Source organism: Micromonospora andamanensis (genome assembly GCF_016863495.1).
Lineage (GTDB): Bacteria > Actinomycetota > Actinomycetes > Mycobacteriales > Micromonosporaceae > Micromonospora > Micromonospora andamanensis.
The window spans coordinates 36,978-53,360 of sequence record NZ_BOOZ01000025.1 but is presented as its reverse complement, the minus strand read 5'-3'; the positions used below and the strand labels follow the sequence as shown (position 1 = coordinate 53,360).

Here is a 16,383-nt window from a genome sequence, read left to right as displayed (position 1 = left end):
GGACGTCGATGCCCCGCGGGTCCCGCGCAGCGGGCCGCGCCATACGAAGGTAGGAACAGCATGTCGGTGTCCCCCCGCCGGCTCCGCGCCGGAGCGCTCGCTCTGGCGACGCTGGCCGTCATCTCCACCACCGCCTGCACCGCCGGCGGCAGCGGTGGCAACGCGAACAATGGCGCGGCCACGACGCTCACCGTCAACACGTCGTTCGTGCTCAAGACCCTCGACCCCGGCCGCGTCTACGAGGCGACGGGCCTGACCGCCGTGCACGCCCTCTACGACACCCTGCTCACCTTCGAGGGCTCCGACGTCGGTACGCCGGTCCCGGCGCTGGCCGAGTCGTACGAGACCTCGCCCGACGCGAAGACCTTCACCTTCAAGCTGCGCTCCGGGGTGACCTTCTCCGACGGCAGCCCGCTCACCGCCGACGACGTGGTGTTCTCGCTGAACCGGTTGAAGAACATCAAGGGCAGCCCGGCGGTCACGGTGAGTGAGCTGAGTGTCAGCAAGACCGACGACAGTACCGTCGTGGTCACCTCTGCCACACCCAACCCCAACGTGCCTGTGGTGCTGGCGATGCCGTCCACAGGCGTGCTCAACGCCAAGGCCGCCCAGGACAACGGCGCCAAGGACGGCGAGGACGCCGCGCAGGGCGACACCGCGCAGCAGTACCTCGACACCAACTCGATCGGCAGTGGCCCGTACGTGCTCAAGTCGTACGAGCCGGAGTCGCAGGTGGTGCTGGAGGCCAACCCGAACTACTGGGGCGAGAAGCCGCAGTTCGAGCGGGTGGTGCTGCGCAACATGGACGTACAGACCCAGAAGCTGACGATGCAGCGCGCCGAGAGCGCCGAGATCTCGCTGGATATTTCCGGCAAGCTGCTCGACGGGCTGCCGGAGAGCCTGCAGACCTCAGGTGTGCAGGACACCGTCTACTTCCTCTTCCTCAACGCCGACCCGGCCGTGTCGGCGGTGACCTCGAACCCGAAGTTCAACCAGGCGTTGCGCGCCGCCATCGACTACCAGGGCATCGCCGCCCTCTACGGCGCGGGCGCCGCCCCCGGCGCGGGACTCGTCGCGCCGGCCTTCCCCGGCACCCTGCCCGGGAGCGAGGCGTCCACCCGGGACGTGCCGAAGGCCAAGGCGCTGCTCGCCGAGGCCGGCCTGACCAACCCCACAGTCACGTTCAACTACCCCGCCATCACCTACAAGGGCGTGGACCTGGGCACCGTCGCCACAAAGGTGCAGGGCGACGCCGCCGAGGCCGGCATCACGTTGGAGTTGAACCCACAGCCGCTCACCTCCTTCCTCGACGAGATGCGCGGCGGTAAGTCACCACTGGGCTTCACCCCGCAGAGCCTGAACTACCCGGTCGCCGACTCACTGATCAACAACATGGCACCCGGCCAGGCCACCGCGCTGCGCTCGGGCTGGACGGTCGAGCGGGCCGAACCGGCGATCGTGGCGGCCGGCGAGAAGGTCACCGAGACCCTCGACCTCGCGGCCCGGGCCACCGCCATGCAGGAGTGGCAGCGGCTGATGAACCAGTCCTCCCCGTACATCGTGCTGGCCAGCAACTCCTCCACTGTGGTGGCGACCGCCGACCTGACCGGTGCGGACTACTCCGCCGCCGGCTGGCAGGTCGACGTCGCCGCGGTTGGCCGCAGGTAGTCGGAGCACCATGTCGACGGCCCACGGCGGCGAGCCGGGCGCGGTCACCACGACCGCGCCCGGGCGCCGAAGCGCCCACCCGCTGCTGGCCTTCCTGGCGAAGCGGCTGGCGATCACCGCCGGACTGCTGCTGGGTGTCACGGTGGTGACGTTCGGACTGGTGAACGTGGTGCCCGGTGACCCGGTCACCGCCAACCTGTCCGACCAGGCGCTCAACGACCCGGCCACGGTGGCCGCCTTCCGCGAGAAGTGGGGGCTGGACCAGCCGCTGTGGCAGCAGTACCTGCACTACCTGGGCAACCTGTTCCGCGGCGACCTGGGCATCTCCCAGCAGACCGGCCGGGCGGTCCTGGACGACCTGGTGCGGTACGTGCCGGCGACGATGGAGCTGGCCATCCCCACAATGGTGCTGGCGCTGCTGATCGGCACCGGCATCGGGATGCTCGCCGCGGTCCGCAACGGCCGGCTCACCGACCAGCTCGTCCGGGTCGGTGCCCTGCTCGGGCTCTCCACGCCGCCGTTCTGGCTCTCGCTCGTGGTGCTCTACGTGTTCTTCTACCAGCTCGGTCTGGCGCCCAGCGGCGGACGGCTGTCGACCGGGTTCAGCCCACCGCCGACGGTCACCGGGATGTACACGGTGGATGCCGCGCTCGCCGGCCAGTGGGACGTGGCCTGGGACGCGGCGCAGCACCTGACCCTGCCGGTGCTGGTGCTGACCTCGCTGACGGTGGCGCTGCTGGTGCGCTTCGTCCGCTCCGCCATGCTGGAGGTGCTCCAGCAGGACTACATCCGGGCCGCGTACGCCAAGGGTCTGCCGACCAGGGTGGTGCTGCGCCGGCACCTGCTGCGCGCCGGCCTGGTGCCGGTGGTCACCGTGTCCGGCCTGGCCTTCGCCTCGTTGCTGTCCGGGACGGTGCTGGTGGAGAGCATCTTCGGCTGGCCGGGCGTCGGCCAGTACGCCTACCGCAGCGCCACCGCCCTGGACCTGCCCGCGATCCTCGGGGTCAGCCTCTTCGTGGCGCTTGTCTACACCCTTGTCAACCTGACCGTCGACCTGCTGTACGGGCTCATCGACCCGAGGATCCGCCTGTCATGACGATGATCGCACCCGATCCGGTGGCACCCGACCCGAAGGTGGACCGGGCGTTGACCCGCCGCCGCTGGCTCGGCCGGCTGCGTGGTGACTCGGCCGGTCGGCCGGTCTGGCGACAACCGATCGCCGTGGTGGCCCTGACCATTCTCGGTGGCTGGCTGCTGGTGGCGATCCTCGCCCCCCTCGTCGCCCCCTACGATCCGCTCGCCCAGAGCGCCGACACCTACGCGTCGCCGTCGGCGGCGCACTGGTTCGGCACCGACTCGCTCGGCCGGGACATCTTCAGCCGGGTGGTGCACGGCGCGCGGTTGTCGATTCCGCTGGCCCTGGCCATCGTCTCGCTCGCCCTGCTCATCGGCGGCCTGCTCGGGCTGGTCGCCGGATACCTGGGCCGGTTCGCCGACGAGGCGCTGATGCGGCTCACCGACCTGGTCTTCGCCTTCCCGCAGATCATCCTGGCCATGGCGGTGACCGCCGCCTTCGGCCCGAACACCCGCAACGCGGTGCTGGCGCTGGTCATCGTCTCCTGGCCGGTCTACGCCCGGGTGATCCGCAGCGCGGTGCTCAGCATGCGCGGCGACGACTACCTCAACGCCGCCCGACTGCTCGGCGTCGGACCGGTCCGTGCGCTGCGCCGCGACGTGCTGCCCAACAGCATCGGCCCGGCGGTCGTGCTGGCCACCCTGGAACTCGGCAACGCGGTGCTGCTGCTCGCCGCGCTCTCCTTCCTGGGGCTCGGGCCGCGTCCACCGGCCGCCGAGTGGGGCTCGATGGTCGCGCTCGGCTCCCAGGACCTGTCGATGTGGTGGGTGAGCGTTTTCCCGGGCCTGGCCATCCTCACCGTCGTGATGGCCTTCAACGTGCTCGGCGACGCGCTGCGCGACCGGCTCGACCCCCGCTACGCGAAGGGACGCTGAGATGGCGCCGCTGCTCGACGTCGAATCCCTCGCGGTCACCCTGCCCGGCCCGCGCGGACCGCTGCCGATCCTGCACGACGTGTCGCTCACCGTCGACGAGGGGGAACTTGTCGGCATCGCCGGAGAGAGCGGCTGCGGCAAGAGCATCACCGCACAGACCCTGCTCGGTCTGCTCCCCGCTGGGGCGCGGGCCAGCGGTACGGCGCGCTTCGCCGGCACCGACCTGCTCGGCCTGGACGACCGGGGCTGGCAGCGGATCCGGGGCGCGGGCATCGCCATGGTCTTCCAGGACCCGACCGCCGCCCTGCATCCGATGCTCACCGTCGGCCGTCAGCTCACCGAGCACATGCGGGTGCACCTGCGGATGGACCGGCGGTCCGCGACCCGGCGGGCTGTGGAACTGCTCGACCAGGTCCGGATCCCCGACCCGGAGCGTGCCCTGCGCGCCTACCCGCACCAGTTCTCCGGTGGCATGCGGCAACGGGCGGCCATCGCGATCGCCCTGGCCGCCCGGCCCCGACTGCTGATCGCCGACGAACCGACCACAGCCCTCGACGTCACAGTGCAGGCCGGCATCCTCGCCCTGCTCGACCGGTTGCGCGCCGAGACCGGGCTGGCCGTCGCCTTCATCACCCACGACCTGGGGGTGCTCAGCGCGTTGACCACCCGTGGCTACGTCTTCTACGCCGGTCGGGTGGTGGAGACCGGCCCGACCGGCGCGCTGCTGACCGCGCCCACCCACCCGTACACGGCGGCGCTGCTCGGCGCCCGACCACACGGCACCCACGCCGTCGGCACGCTGCGGCCCATCCCCGGCGGCCCGCCGGCACCGGGTGAGGCACCGCCAGGCTGCCCGTTCCAACCCCGCTGCCGGTACGCCGAGCCGACCTGCGGCACCACGCCACCGCCCCTGGCCCCGGCGGGTGCCGACCGGTCGGTGGCCTGCGTGGTCCGCCCGCACCTGGAGGAGGCAGCCCGATGACCGGCCTGCTGGACATCAGCGACGTCGAGGTCGAGTACCGCTCGCGGGGACGCGGCCGGGTGCTCGCGGTCGCCGGAGTCAGCCTGGACGTGGCGGCCGGGCAGATCGTCGGCCTGGTCGGTGAATCCGGCTGCGGCAAGTCGTCGCTGGCCCGGGTCGCGGTGGGACTGACCCCGCCCAGCGCCGGGGCGGTCCGCTTCGGCGGGCAGCCGGTCACGCCACTTGGCTGGCGACGCCGGCCGGAGACCGAGACCGGTCTGCAGATGGTCTTCCAGAACCCGTACGCCTCGCTGAACCCCCGGCGCACCATCGGCGCGCAACTGCTCGACGGCGTGCCGGCGACCCTGACCGCCACGGCCCGCCGGGACCGGGTGCGCGAGCTGCTGGACCGGGTCGGCATGCCGGCCACCGCCGTCGAGCGGTACCCGCACCAGTTCTCCGGCGGTCAGCGACAACGTCTCGCCATCGCCCGGGCACTCGCCCCGCAGCCCCGCATGATCATCGCCGACGAGCCGGTCACCGCCCTGGACGCCTCGTCCCAGGCGCAGGTGGTCAACCTGCTCGTCGGGCTGGTCCGCGATCTCGACATGGGCATGCTGTTCATCTCCCACGACCTCGCCCTGGTGCACGAGATCGCCGACGTCACAGCCGTGATGTACCTGGGCCGGATCGTCGAGAGCGCGCCCACCCGCGAGCTGTGGCGGAATCCGCGACACCCCTACACCCGGGCGCTCATCGACGCGGTGCCCCGCATCGGCCCCACCCCACTGTTGCCCGCCACCCTGGCCGGTGAGGTACCCGACCCCGCGAACGCCCCCACCGGTTGCCGGTTCCGGCCACGCTGCCCGCACGCCTTCGCCCCCTGCGGCGACCAGCCACCCACCCTCGACCTCGGCGGACGCAGCGCCGCCTGCTGGCTCAACGACCCCACGCTGGCCCCGGCCACCGTGCCCGCGAACTGAGGACGTCGTCATGCACAAAGCCACCGAACAGGTCCTGGTCAACCTCGCGCTCTACGACGGCGTCGCCGACCACCTCCAGCCCGACCGGGGTGTCCGGGTCGGCGCCGACGGGATGATCAAGGCCGTGGGAGCCGTCGACGACGTGCTCGTCGAGGCCGGCGACGCCCGCGTGGTCGACCTCGGCGGCGACGTCGTGATGCCCGGCCTGACCAACATGCACGTGCACCTCTCCCTCGGGCTGCCCGGTCACCTCGCCGACACGGTGCACCGGTCCAACCTGGCCGAACTGGTGCTGCTGATGGCCGACTCGGCCCGGCGCACCCTGCACGCCGGGGTCACCACCGCCCGGCTGGTCGGCGAGGGACGCTACGCCGACTTCGCACTGCGCCGGGGCATCGAGGCCGGCGCGGTGGACGGCCCCCGGATCTTCACCGCCGGACACGCGTTGTGCTGCACGGGTGGTCATGGCTGGGAGGCCGACGCCTTGGAGGCCGACGGCGCCGACGGGTTCCGCCGGCTCACCCGGGCCCAGATCCGGGCCGGCGCCGACCTGATCAAAGTCTGCGTCTCCGGCGGCATCGCCGGTCAGTTCGAGGCGATTGACACGCCACAACTGCTCGACGACGAGATGGCCGCCGTCATCCGGGTCGCCCACGACTGGGGGCGGAAGGTCACCGCGCACGCCGGCCCCGCCGACACGGTGCGCCGGGCTGTCGAACTCGGTCTGGACTGCGTCGAACACGGCTACGAGCTGACCGACGAGGTCACCCGTCTGATGGCCGATCGGGGCGTCTGGTACGTGCCCACAATCGTGGTGAGCCGGTGTGAGCAGTTCTTCCGCGACTCCGGGGTGCCGGGCTGGCTGATGGACCGGGCCCTGGCCGCCGGCCCCCGACACTGGGAGAGCCTCCAGCACGCCATCCGCAACGGCGTACCCATCGCGCTGGGCAGCGACATGCCGCCGCACGCGGGCTACGACGAGACCACCGCGACCGTCCGTGAGCTGGAGTTCATGGTGGACGCCGGGATGTCTGTCGCGGACGCGCTGAAGGCCGCCACCATCCGGCCCGCCGAATGGCTCGACCAGGCCGACACGCTCGGCAGTGTCGAGGCCGGCAAACACGCCGACCTGCTGGTGCTTCGGGACGACCCGACCCGTTCCGTCTCGGCCCTGCGCACCCTGCACGCGGTCGTCAAGGGCGGCGTCGTGTACCGCGACGACCACCACCGCTTCCGGACGCCCCGATGACCGGCACTTTAGCGGCCGACCCGACCGGGCCGAGCATCACCACAGTGGCCGACCGATACCTGCACGCCCTCGCCGCGCTGGACCCGGAGGCCGCCGAGGCGGCCGGGCGTACGCCCGAATGGCGGCTGGCGGACCTGTCGCCGGAAGCGTTCGACGCCCGGGCCGAGCTGACCCGGGACACCGCCACCGCGGTGGGCGCCGCCACCGTTACCGGCCCGACCGAGCAGGCACTCGCCGGTGCCCTGGCCGACCGGCTGGCCAGCGAGGCGGCGCTGTACGACGCCGGCTTCACCACCCGGCTGCTCGCCCCGCTGGCCACCCCGGTGCACCTGGCCCGGCAGGTCTTCGACAACCTGCCCCGGACCACCGCCGACGACTGGGCCGTGGTCGCCGATCACCTGCACCGGCTGCCCACCACTCTCGACCAGTACACCGCCACGCTGCGTCGTTCCGCCAAGCGTGGCCAACTGGTCGCGCGCCGGCAGGTGCTGACCGTCGTCGAGCAGTGCACCGCCTGGGTCGGCGCCGACTTCTTCGGTGGTCTCGTCGCCGGGTACGCGGGTGGGCCGCTCGCCGGCCGGCTGGCCGAAGGGGCCGGACTGGCCACCGCAGCCACGGCGAGGTTCGCCACCTTCCTGCGTACCGAACTGGCTCCCGCCGCCTCCGAGGTGGACGGGGTGGGCCGCGACCTCTACCGGGTCACCGCCCGCGCGTTCCTCGGTGCCACTGTCGACCTGGACGAGCTGTACGCGTACGGCTGGGCGGAGCTGGCCCGCACCGCCGCCGAGCTGCGGGCGGCGGCGCTCGACTGCGGCCACCCGGACGTGGCCGCCGCCCGGACCGCGCTGGACGCGGACCCGGCCGGGCGGGTGCCTGTCGGTCCGCCCCTGGAGGACTGGCTGACCCGGCGGACCGCGCTGGTGACCGACCTGCTCGACGGGACGCACTTCGACATCCCGCCCGCCACCCGGCAGGTGGTCTGCCGGATCAGCCCCGCCGCCTCCGGGGTCATGTACTACACGCCACCCGACGCGAACCTGACCCGCCCCGGCGGCATCTGGTGGTCGGTGCCGCCGGGCGAGTCGACGGTGCCGGTGTGGCGGCACGTCGGGACGCTCTGCCACGAAGGGCTGCCCGGCCACCACCTTCAGCACGCCATCACGCTCACCACCGCCGACCTGCACCCGTGGCAGCGCACGCTGTGCCACGTGCACGGGTACGCCGAAGGCTGGGCGCACTACGCCGAACGGCTCGCCGACGAACTCGGCCTCTACGCCGGCCCGGCGGAACGGCTCGGCATGCTGGACGGGCAGATGTGGCGGGCCGCCCGCGTCGTCATCGACCTCGGCCTGCACCTCGACCTGCCGATACCGGCCGGCAACGGGTTCACCGACGCACTCCGCTGGAGCCATCCGGCGGCGGTGGACCTGCTCACCCGGGTGGCCGGGCTGGACGCCGCGACCGCCCGGTTCGAGGTCGACCGTTATCTCGGCTGGCCGGCGCAGGCACTCGCCTTCAAGGTGGGCGCGCGGCTGTGGCAGCAGGCCCGCCAGGAGGCGGAGCGCCGTGCCGGCCACGCCTTCGACCGCAAACGGTTCCACCACGCCGCGCTGGCGCTCGGGCCGATGGGTCTGGATCCGCTGCGCGAGCGCCTCGCCGAGACGTTCCTACCCGCTGCCGCCTCCCTCGACCGGAAGTGACCGATGAGCATCGACGACCTCACCACCACGATCACCGACCTGTACCGATCACTTGGTGATCGATCCGCCTTCGACGCCCACCTGCACCCGGACCTGACCATCTGGGAATCCGACGCCGACGGCCTGCTCACCGGCCTGGCCGAGCTGGACGCGCTGCGGGACCGCCGGGCCGCCGGGGCCACCGGACCGGCACCGGTCACCGTCGCTCCGGAACAACTGCATGCCGACGCGTGGGACGACACCGGTCTGGTCCGGTACGTGCTGCGGGCCCGGCACGCCGACGACCGCCCGGACGTCTGCTTCCGGGTCACCGACGTGCTGCGGCGCGACGACGCGGGCTGGCGGATCGTGCACCACCACGCGGAGGCCGTGCGATGAGCGACGAGCAGCCCACCACCGAGGTCTACGACCTGCGGGTCGTGGTGGAACGCATCGAGGGACGCTCGGTGTGCGGGATGAAGCCGGGCGACCACGTCGAGCTGACCGAGTCGTGCCGGTTGCGCATTCCCGAGGGCCAGCACTTCTGCCTGTACGCGCTGGCCGCGTGCCTGCCGCTGCTGCCGGCCAAGCAACGGGCCCTGGACGACGGGGACTGGATGGCCCAAGACAGTCACGTCGCCTGCCCCGACCCGGAGGAGCGGCTCATCATGCGCATCGAACGCACCACCCGGCGGCAGATCCCCACCGAGGAGCTGACGTGAGCGCTTCCGATCGCCTGGTCGGCATCGGCCTGCAGTCGGACAAGTCAGCCGACGAGTACGCCGTGCTGGCCGAGATGGCCGAACGGCACGGCTTCGACGTGCTGTCGGTCTTCGGTGACCTGATGTACCAGCCGCCGCTGTTCCCGCTGCTGGTGGCCGCCCGGCACACCCGCCGGATCCGGCTCGGCGCGGCCTGCCTGAACCCGTTCACCCTGCACCCGGTGGAGGTGGCCGGCCAGGTGGCCGCCCTCGACCTGGCCTCGCACGGCCGGGCCTACCTCGGCCTGGCCCGGGGCACCTGGTTGCAGCAGGTCGGGGTGGCGCAGATCCGGCCGCTGCGGCGCATCGCCGAGACGGTCCAGATCGTCCGGCGGCTGCTCGCCGGTGACGACGGCGGTTTCGTCGGCCGTGAGTTCACGGTGGCCCCGGGCACCGCGCTGCGGTACACCCCGGCCCGGCCGGACGTGCCGGTGCTGGTGGGCACCTGGGGTCAGCAGACCGCCCGGTCCAGTGCCGCCTTCGCCGACGAGGTGAAGGTCGGCGGGTCGGCGAACCCGGCGATGGCCAAGACGATGCGGGCCTGGTTGGACGAGGCGGCCTCGGGCCGGGACACCGGGGTGGTGCTCGGCGCGGTCACCGTCGTCGACACAGACGGCGCGCTGGCCCGACGGGTGGCCCGCACCGAGGTCGCCATGTACCTCGCCGTGGTCGCCGCCCTCGATCCGACCGTCGAGATCGACCCGGAGCTGCTGGCCCGCATCCAGCAGCACGTCACCCGCCGCGAGGACGACCTGGCCGGCGCGCTGATCGGTGACGATCTGCTCGACCTGTTCGCGTTCTCCGGCACCCCCGAGCAGGTCGCCGCGCAGGCCGCGGCGGTCTTCGACGCCGGAGCCAGCCGGGTGGAGTTCGGCACCCCGCACGGGCTGACCCCGCAACGCGGGATCGACCTGATCGGCCGACGGGTGTTGCCGCTGCTGCGCACCTGACGCGTCGGACGGGCCCGGCAGATCGTCAGCGCCGCCAGGCCGACCAGAGTTCGGCGTACCGGCCGCCGGCCGCGACCAGCTCGTCCGGGGTGCCGAGTTCGACGATCCGGCCGTGCGCCATCACGGCGATCCGGTCGCAGGTGTGCGCCTGGCTGAGCCGGTGGGCGACCACCACGGCCGTGCGGCCCCGGATCAGGGCGGCGGTGGCCTGTTCGAGCTGCCGGGCACCGGCGCTGCCGGCTTCGGCGCTGGCCTCGTCGAGCACGACGACCGGTGGGTCCAGCAGAGCGATCCGGGCCAGCGCCACCTGTTGCGCCTGACCGGCCGTGAGCGGGTGTTCGCCGTCGCCGACCCCTGTCGACAGCCCGTCGGGTAGGGCGCTGACCCAGCCGTCGGCTCCGACCAGCCGCAACGCGGTGTGCAGATCGTCGTCGGAGGCATCCGGCACGGCCAGCCGCAGGTCGTCGGCGAGGGTGCCGGCGAAGACGTGGACCTCCTGGGTGACGACGCCGACGGTGCGGCGCAGCTCGGCCGGGCGCAGCTCGCCGATCGGACGGTCGGCCAGCCACACCTTGCCTTCGGCGGCGGGGAAGACGCCACCGAGGATGGCCGCGAGGGTGGTCTTGCCGGCTCCGCTCTCGCCGACGATCGCCAACGACTCACCCGGGGCGATCTCGATCGAGACGTCCTGCACGACGGCCGGGCCGCCGGGGTAGCGGTGCCACACCGACTTTGCCGTGACGCCTGTCGGCAGCCACCCGGCGACCGGCTCGGCCGGCCGCGCCGTGGGGGCGTCGAGCCCGGAGACGCCGACGAGCCGCGCGAGCGCCGCGCCGGCCGACTGGATGTCGTTGAACGACATCAGCAACAGGCCGAGCGGGCCGAAGAGCCGATGGAAGAGCAGCGCCGCGGCGGTGACGTCACCCACCGTGCTGTCGCCCGCGCGTACCAGCAGGAAGCCGGTGAGCAGCACGGCGGTCAGCCCGAGCGCCTCGGCGTAGTTCATCGTGTTGGCGAACCAGAGGAAGCCGCGAACCGCGCGCAGCCGCGCCACGACGGCGTGCCGGGAGGTTTGCTCGACCCGTCGGCTCTGGCGCTCCTGCATGCCGTACGCGTGCACCGTGCGGGCACCGGTGAAGGTGGTCAGCAGGCTCTGCGTGCGTACCGCCGCCGCTTCCCGCTCGGCGGCGTACAGCCGTTTCGCCTGCGGCACGAAACGGCGCAGGCTCACCACGTACACCGGGAAGACGACAAGGAACGCGGCGGCGATCCGCCAGTCGAGGGTCGCGAAACCGGCAAAGGTGATGACCACTGTGACAAGTGCGGTGAAGATGCCGGCGGCCAGGCGTACCGAGTCGGTCACCCGCTCCACGTCCTCGGTGACCCGGGAGGCCACGTCGCCGGAGCCGGCGCTCTCCAGCCGGACCGCGTCCATCCGCAGCGCCCGGTCGAGCACCTCCTCGCGGAGATCGGCGCAGGCACGCATGCCCCACTCGGTGACCAGCCAGTTGGCGGTCCCGGTCAGGACCGCGGCGGCCAGGCCGGCGCCGAGGATGAACGCGGCGGTCAGCAGCAGCGCACCGACGGTGCCACCGGCCGCCACCAGGTCGACGAGCCGGCCGAGCAGGATCGGCACGACGACGGCCGCGACGCTCGCCGCGGTGGCCGCCGCCACCGAGGTCCAGGCGAGCAGCGGGTAGCGCCGCAGGGCACGCCAGAAGGCCGCGAGGGTCACCCGCCCGGTCGCGACCGGCAGGATCGAGGCGCTGGGGTTCACCGCAGCACCACCTCGGCGTACGAGGAGTCGGCGAGCAGGTCCCGGTGACGTCCGACGGCAGCCACCTGCCCGGCGCGGAGGAAGACGACCCGGTCGCACCGGTCGAGCAGCGGCGCGCTGGTGCTGACGAGCACTGTCGCCCGGCCGTCGCCGCTCCGGTGGGCGCGGATGCCGTCGGCGATGGCGTGCTCGGTGACCGCGTCGATAGCCGTGGTCGGGTCGCGGAAGACGGTGACCGGCCGGTCGGCGAGCAGCGCGCGGGACAGGGCGAGTCGCTGCCGCTGGCCGCCGGAGAGGTTCAGACCGTGATCGACGAGTTCGCGGTCGAACCCGGTGTGGTCGGCGAGCAGGTCGCCGACGGAGGCCGAGGCCATCGCGGCGCGCAGGGCCTCGTCGTCCCGGTCGTCGCCGGTCTGGAGCACCTCGCGCAGGGTGGTGCCGAACAGGTCCACCCCGTGCGGTTCGACAAGCACGGTTCGGCGCAACGAGCCGAGGTCCAGGTCCCGCATCGGTGTGTCGGCCAGCCGCACCTCGCCCCGCTCCGGGGCCCGCGAGCCGGCGAGCAGTTCGGTGACGCTGTCGGCGGTGCCGGTCTCCGCGGTGACGATGCCGAGCAGCTCACCGGGGGCCACGGTGAGGTCGACGCCGTCCAGGCCGGGCGCGTGCACCGTGTCCAGGGTCAGCGGCCCCGGCCGGGCGGTACGTGTCCCGGACGGCACCCGCTCCGGAGCGGCGAGCACCTCGGCCACCCGGGCCGCGCTGGCCCGTGCCGTCGCCAGCCGGAAGACGCAGTCGGCGAGGTTGAGCACCGGATCGGTGAGGAACGTGGCCAGCCCGACGATCGTGATGAGCTGACCGATCGTGATCCGCCCCTCCAGGGCGTACCAGCCGGCCAGGGCGGCCACCACGGTGATCAGCAGGCTCGTGGTGAAGGTGGACGCGCCGATGAAGGTGGCACCGGCCTTGACCGTGCCGACCCCGGCCCGCAGCGACGTACGGCTGGCGGTGCGGTAGCGGCGCACGGCCTCGTCGACGCCACCGAAACCGCGCAGTGGTCGCAGCCCGCGCAGCAGGTCCGACGCCGTGGCGGCGGCCCGGCCGACCGCCTGCTGCTGCGCGGACGTGCGCCGGCCCACGACCGGCCCGAGCGCGTTGAGCCCGAGGACCAGGATCGGTACGCCCACCACCAGCCCGAGTCCGAGCGACCAGTCGATGCGCAGCAGCACGACAGTCGACACCGTCAGGCCGACGAGGGCGCTCACCCCCCGGGTGCCCAGTTCGAGCAGTTCGGCGGCGGACTGGGTGTCGGAGGTCGCGATCGAGAGCAGCTCCCCGCTCTGCCGACCGGTCCGGATTCCCTGACCACCCACCACCCGCCGGACCACCCGCATCCGCAACTGGTGGGACTCCTCGGTGACCGCCCTGGAGAGGAACCAGAAGCCCGACCGCCAGCCCATCGTCAGGGCGGTGAACAAGGCGAAGATGCCCAGCACGGACCAGGCCATCGCCGAGGTCGACCCGGTGCCGACGGCCTGGTCGATGACCAGACCGATGGCCACCGGGACGAGGGCCTCACACACCTGGTGCAGTGACCAGAACGTGGCGCACAGGGCGGTGTCGCGACGTTGTCGCCAGAACATCCGGCGGATCAGTCGCCCCGTGGTCTGTGTCATGCCCCCGCCTCACGTTCGATGAGTTAGGGCAGGCTAACCTGCTGGCCTCACCGAACGCCATTCGCGGCGCACCGCGCTGGCCAGGTGTCAGACCTCGGCGTGCGGGGGCGGCGGCTGGTCGAGGCCGGCCCAGGATCGCAGCAGCCGACCGCCGATGGAGTCGGCAGGTCCTGAGCCTGGCCCGTCGAGGACGCGTTCGACGATTTCGGCCCGGGTGAACCACCGGGCCTCCAGCAGTTCGTGCCCGTCCACGGCGATCGTCTCGTCGACCGCCCGGGCAACGAAACCGACCATGAGGCCGGCGGGGAACGGCCATCCCTGGGAGCCCTGGTAGGTGACGGTACCGACGGTCACGCCGGCCTCCTCGCCGACCTCCCGGCGGACGGTGCCCTCCAGGCTCTCGCCGATCTCGACGAAGCCGGCGAGCAACGAGAAGCCGTCCGGGCCGGCACCGTGATGGCGGGCGAGCAGGCAGCGGGGCTGCGGGCCGGGGGCTTCCACGAGCACGATGACTGCGGGTTCGATGCGGGGAAACAACTGCCTGCCGCAGTGCGGGCCCTGACAGACCCGCAGGTGGCCGGCGTCGGCGCTGACCGTGGTCGCGCCGCAGGTGCCGCAGTACCTGGCGTGTCGGTTCCAGTAGAGCAGGCCACGCGCGTACGCCAGGGTCGCGGCGAGTGGCTCGGGCAGGGTGATGGCCAGTCCGCGCAGGTCGGCGCTGCGGTGCGCGGTAGCCAGGCGCAGCGCCTCGGTCTCCTCGACGTCGCTGAGATCGGCGGCGAAGCTCGCCCTGGTGCCGTCGAGGCCGAGCAGGGCAGTCTGACCGGCCGCCGCCACCACGGTGCGGGCGGCTGGACCGGTGAGCTGCACCGGCCTGCCATCGGCCGTGAGCAGTGGCCGGTCACGCCACATCGGCAGCACCTGGCTGCCGTCGCGGTCGAGCAGGTCGGCCACGCGGGCCGGGTCGGTGCGCAGGCCCGCGGCCCGGTCGTGGGGTGTCGCGGTGTACGCGAGCGCGTGGAACACCATGCAGCCGATCGTGCCGGACGCCTCCGGTGGCGCGAGCACCGGCTCGGCGGAGTGTGACGGAAGGAGCGGCCGTGCGGTCAGGGCAGGATGGCGTCGACGTAACCGCCGTCCACCCGTACCGCCGCGCCGGTGGTCGCCGAGGCCAGCGGCGAGGCCAGGTAGACGACCAGATCCGCGATCTCGGCCGGCTCGATGAGACGTTGCAGCAGCGACTGCGGGCGGTGCCGGAGCATGAACTCCCGCTGCGCCGTGTCCCAGGGCAGGTCGTCGCCGACGAGCGAGCGGACGAACTGCTCCACCCCGCCGGTGTGGGTGGGCCCGGCGATGACGCTGTTCACGGTGACCCCCGAGCCGGCGGCCTCCTTGGCGAAGCCCCGCGACACGCCCAGCAGTGCGGTCTTGGAGACCCCGTAGTGGATCATCTCGGCCGGGATCACCACCGCCGAGTCGCTGGCGATGTACTGGATCCGGCCCCAGCCGCGCTCGCGCATCCCCGGCAGGTACGCCCGGGTCAGCCGGATCGCCGCCAGCACGTTCACCTCGAAGTACCGCCGCCAGTCGTCGTCGGTGATCTCCATGGCGGGCTGGGCGCCGAAGATGCCGAGGTTGTTGACCAGGATGTCGACCCCGGGGAGGGCCTCGACCGCCGCGATCGCCCCGTCGGCCGTGCTCACGTCGGCGGGTACCGCGATGAAGTCACCGTCGCCCAGCTCGGCCAGGGCCCGGTCGACCGACTCGGACGATCGTCCGTTGATCCCCACCCGGGCACCGGCCGCGGCCAGCCCGGCCGCGATGGCCCGGCCGATGCCCTGGGTCGAACCGGTGACGAGCGCCGTCCGTCCGGCAAGATCTATTCGCATACCGGTCATTGTGCCGAACCGGGACGGCTCCGACAGCCGGTCGTGTCGCGTGCCGAAGCGATACCGCGTCACAGTCACGGGGACGCCGATCACACCGCGCCGTTCTCCCGGCAACCGGCCGCTCGGCATCCCGCCCGCCCGGTCGGGCGGCGTCAGGTCGTCGCGGCACCGCCCCGGGTCAGGCCGTCCCAGGCCGCCATGGCGCAGTCGACGATGCCGAGGAGATTCTCGGCGGAGGCACCGTCGCGGGCCTGCACCGCCATGCCCTGGACGACCGCGCCGACGAACCGGGCGAGCGCGTCAGGCACCACCGACGCGGGCAGATCACCCTCGTCCACCCCCCGGCTGATCCGTCGCCGTAGCTCGGCGATGTCCCGCTCGCGACAACTGGTGAGGAACTGGCCGACCGCGTCGGACTCCGGCACGGTGCCGGCACCGGCGAGAACGACAAGACATCCGCTCGGATTCGCCGGATCCACATAGGCGTACGCCTGGTGACGCAGCATCGCCTCGATCGCCGCGCGGGCGGTGACCCCACCGTCGAGGGCTGCCCGGGGGCCGGCGCCCTCGGTGCTGTTGTAGAGCTCGACGGCCTCCCGGAACAGCGCTTCCTTGCTGCCGAAAGCGGCGTAGAGGCTGGGCGAGGCGATGCCCATGGCGGCGGTCAGCTCAGTCATCGAGGCGCCCTGGTAGCCGCGACGCCAGAAGGTCTCCATCGCTCGCCGCAGCGCGACCTGACGGTCGAACGTGCGGGGTCGACCTCGGGTGGCCATCGTGTGCCCT

Annotated in this window: 15 protein-coding genes; 10 read left to right on the top strand and 5 right to left on the bottom strand. The window is 72.7% G+C overall.

Annotated features, from left to right (window positions below; translation table 11 throughout):
* The first annotated feature begins 60 nt into the window (after positions 1-60).
* From Van01_RS20500 to Van01_RS20455, 10 genes are read left to right on the top strand one after another with little or no spacing between them, the layout of a single operon-like run.
* Positions 61-1,668: an ABC transporter substrate-binding protein gene (locus Van01_RS20500; RefSeq protein WP_204009938.1), complete on the top strand. Its 1,608-nt coding sequence runs from the start codon at positions 61-63 to the stop codon at positions 1,666-1,668.
* A gap of 10 nt (positions 1,669-1,678) precedes the next feature.
* Positions 1,679-2,764: an ABC transporter permease gene (locus tag Van01_RS20495; RefSeq protein WP_204009936.1), complete on the top strand. Its 1,086-nt coding sequence runs from the start codon at positions 1,679-1,681 to the stop codon at positions 2,762-2,764.
* Complete coding sequence (locus Van01_RS20490) at positions 2,761-3,678, top strand: ABC transporter permease (RefSeq protein ID WP_204009934.1); 918 nt, start codon at positions 2,761-2,763, stop codon at positions 3,676-3,678. The genes Van01_RS20495 and Van01_RS20490 overlap by 4 nt, the downstream gene beginning before the upstream one ends.
* Before the next feature lies 1 nt (position 3,679).
* Complete coding sequence (locus Van01_RS20485; RefSeq protein ID WP_204009932.1) at positions 3,680-4,660, top strand: ABC transporter ATP-binding protein; 981 nt, start codon at positions 3,680-3,682, stop codon at positions 4,658-4,660.
* Positions 4,657-5,622, top strand: a complete 966-nt coding sequence (locus tag Van01_RS20480) for an ABC transporter ATP-binding protein (protein WP_204009930.1) — start codon at positions 4,657-4,659, stop codon at positions 5,620-5,622. Before Van01_RS20485 ends, Van01_RS20480 begins: the two co-directional genes overlap by 4 nt.
* Positions 5,623-5,632: 10 nt before the next feature.
* On the top strand, positions 5,633-6,871 hold the full coding sequence (locus tag Van01_RS20475) for an amidohydrolase family protein (RefSeq protein ID WP_204009927.1): 1,239 nt from the start codon (positions 5,633-5,635) through the stop codon (positions 6,869-6,871).
* Complete coding sequence (locus Van01_RS20470; protein ID WP_204009919.1) at positions 6,868-8,571, top strand: DUF885 domain-containing protein; 1,704 nt, start codon at positions 6,868-6,870, stop codon at positions 8,569-8,571. Before Van01_RS20475 ends, Van01_RS20470 begins: the two co-directional genes overlap by 4 nt.
* A gap of 3 nt (positions 8,572-8,574) precedes the next feature.
* Positions 8,575-8,949: a nuclear transport factor 2 family protein gene (locus Van01_RS20465; RefSeq protein ID WP_204009916.1), complete on the top strand. Its 375-nt coding sequence runs from the start codon at positions 8,575-8,577 to the stop codon at positions 8,947-8,949.
* Positions 8,946-9,272 (top strand): TIGR04076 family protein, encoded by a 327-nt coding sequence (locus Van01_RS20460; RefSeq protein ID WP_204009912.1) that lies wholly within the window; start codon positions 8,946-8,948, stop codon positions 9,270-9,272. The genes Van01_RS20465 and Van01_RS20460 overlap by 4 nt, the downstream gene beginning before the upstream one ends.
* Complete coding sequence (locus tag Van01_RS20455; protein ID WP_204009910.1) at positions 9,269-10,261, top strand: LLM class flavin-dependent oxidoreductase; 993 nt, start codon at positions 9,269-9,271, stop codon at positions 10,259-10,261. Before Van01_RS20460 ends, Van01_RS20455 begins: the two co-directional genes overlap by 4 nt.
* Positions 10,262-10,286: 25 nt before the next feature.
* On the opposite strand, the gene Van01_RS20450 is transcribed toward Van01_RS20455, so the two are convergent.
* From Van01_RS20450 to Van01_RS20430, 5 genes are all read right to left on the bottom strand, one after another.
* Positions 10,287-12,038, bottom strand: a complete 1,752-nt coding sequence (locus Van01_RS20450; RefSeq protein ID WP_204009908.1) for an ABC transporter ATP-binding protein — start codon at positions 12,036-12,038, stop codon at positions 10,287-10,289.
* Positions 12,035-13,711, bottom strand: coding sequence for an ABC transporter ATP-binding protein (locus Van01_RS20445; RefSeq protein WP_204009906.1), 1,677 nt, complete (start codon positions 13,709-13,711; stop codon positions 12,035-12,037). The genes Van01_RS20450 and Van01_RS20445 overlap by 4 nt, the downstream gene beginning before the upstream one ends.
* Before the next feature lie 87 nt (positions 13,712-13,798).
* Positions 13,799-14,740: an NAD(+) diphosphatase gene (gene nudC / locus Van01_RS20440; protein ID WP_204009904.1), complete on the bottom strand. Its 942-nt coding sequence runs from the start codon at positions 14,738-14,740 to the stop codon at positions 13,799-13,801.
* Positions 14,741-14,817: 77 nt separating this feature from the next.
* The gene (locus tag Van01_RS20435) at positions 14,818-15,600 is read right to left on the bottom strand and encodes an SDR family NAD(P)-dependent oxidoreductase (RefSeq protein WP_204009902.1); all 783 of its coding nucleotides are present in this window, start codon (positions 15,598-15,600) and stop codon (positions 14,818-14,820) included.
* A 152-nt stretch (positions 15,601-15,752) separates the two neighbouring features.
* Positions 15,753-16,373 (bottom strand): TetR/AcrR family transcriptional regulator, encoded by a 621-nt coding sequence (locus Van01_RS20430; RefSeq protein WP_204009899.1) that lies wholly within the window; start codon positions 16,371-16,373, stop codon positions 15,753-15,755.
* Positions 16,374-16,383: the final 10 nt, after the last annotated feature.

Bases quoted from the DNA above. Each gene is read 5' to 3' on its own strand.
- Van01_RS20500 (WP_204009938.1), top strand. From the start codon at position 61: ATGTCGGTGTCCCCCCGCCGGCTCCGCGCCGGAGCGCTCGCTCTGGCG.
- Van01_RS20495 (WP_204009936.1), top strand. From the start codon at position 1,679: ATGTCGACGGCCCACGGCGGCGAGCCGGGCGCGGTCACCACGACCGCG.
- Van01_RS20490 (WP_204009934.1), top strand. From the start codon at position 2,761: ATGACGATGATCGCACCCGATCCGGTGGCACCCGACCCGAAGGTGGAC.
- Van01_RS20485 (WP_204009932.1), top strand. From the start codon at position 3,680: ATGGCGCCGCTGCTCGACGTCGAATCCCTCGCGGTCACCCTGCCCGGC.
- Van01_RS20480 (WP_204009930.1), top strand. From the start codon at position 4,657: ATGACCGGCCTGCTGGACATCAGCGACGTCGAGGTCGAGTACCGCTCG.
- Van01_RS20475 (WP_204009927.1), top strand. From the start codon at position 5,633: ATGCACAAAGCCACCGAACAGGTCCTGGTCAACCTCGCGCTCTACGAC.
- Van01_RS20470 (WP_204009919.1), top strand. From the start codon at position 6,868: ATGACCGGCACTTTAGCGGCCGACCCGACCGGGCCGAGCATCACCACA.
- Van01_RS20465 (WP_204009916.1), top strand. From the start codon at position 8,575: ATGAGCATCGACGACCTCACCACCACGATCACCGACCTGTACCGATCA.
- Van01_RS20460 (WP_204009912.1), top strand. From the start codon at position 8,946: ATGAGCGACGAGCAGCCCACCACCGAGGTCTACGACCTGCGGGTCGTG.
- Van01_RS20445 (WP_204009906.1), bottom strand. From the start codon at position 13,711: ATGACACAGACCACGGGGCGACTGATCCGCCGGATGTTCTGGCGACAA.
- nudC (WP_204009904.1), bottom strand. From the start codon at position 14,740: ATGGTGTTCCACGCGCTCGCGTACACCGCGACACCCCACGACCGGGCC.
- Van01_RS20435 (WP_204009902.1), bottom strand. From the start codon at position 15,600: ATGCGAATAGATCTTGCCGGACGGACGGCGCTCGTCACCGGTTCGACC.
- Van01_RS20430 (WP_204009899.1), bottom strand. From the start codon at position 16,373: ATGGCCACCCGAGGTCGACCCCGCACGTTCGACCGTCAGGTCGCGCTG.